This is a genomic window from Commensalibacter intestini A911 (assembly GCF_000231445.1).
GTDB lineage: Bacteria > Pseudomonadota > Alphaproteobacteria > Acetobacterales > Acetobacteraceae > Commensalibacter > Commensalibacter intestini.
On record NZ_AGFR01000006.1, the window covers coordinates 1 to 611 of the forward strand.

Consider the following 611-nt stretch of genomic DNA (forward strand, 5'->3'; position numbering starts at 1 on the left):
CTTTAATTCACGCTTTCCCCTTTATTCTCAACGTATTGAAAAGAAAGGGCAGAGTATGGAGGGAAAGGAATTTGACTCCCTTTCCCATATCCCCCATGATGAATGTTACGACACAATTACAATCATGGAGAAAACCTTATGAGTTACGAAAATTTAGTCAAAAAACATTTTGATAAGCTATTGCAAGAGAAACCAAATTCTACACAATTTGGACAGGGAAATATGAAAGAGGTCATTAATAAAAACATACAAGATAAAATCCTTATTCATTGTCTTGTAAAAATAGACGGATCACCAGAAAATGCTCAAAAGACTTTAGAAAAAATAACTCTTCAAACGGTCGAAGAATATGTTGATTATCCACAATATATTAATGATGCCGAAGATATTTTTAACACACTAAGCCAAATGATTAAAAAACAGGTTTAATAACGTTCCCAGCTAAAAGAAGACTTCCATCCCTTTTGGCTGGTTATAAATTTCACAAAAGGTATAAGCACAAATGAACACATTACTTTTTCAAAAGACGTATCCATAAATTTTGTTATTATTTTATTTCTTGCCAAAAAATGGCTTATTATAATCAAAGTTAATACTTTCAACACCCTCAT

The 611-nt window shown here is 31.4% G+C and carries 2 protein-coding genes; one reads left to right on the top strand and one right to left on the bottom strand.

Annotated elements, in window-relative coordinates:
• Positions 1 to 138: 138 nt before the first annotated feature.
• A complete protein-coding gene (locus tag CIN_RS05130; RefSeq protein WP_008853994.1) occupies positions 139 to 429 on the top strand; it encodes a hypothetical protein in 291 nt (96 codons plus the stop codon).
• Here CIN_RS05130 and CIN_RS12005 read toward each other — a convergent pair.
• On the bottom strand, positions 426 to 611 hold a 186-nt coding region (locus tag CIN_RS12005; RefSeq protein WP_040363997.1), incomplete at its 5' end, for a hypothetical protein. The two genes, CIN_RS05130 and CIN_RS12005, sit on opposite strands and share 4 nt — an antisense overlap.

Coding starts and splice junctions, on each gene's coding strand:
- CIN_RS05130 (WP_008853994.1), top strand. CDS start 139: ATGAGTTACGAAAATTTAGTCAAAAAACATTTTGATAAGCTATTGCAA.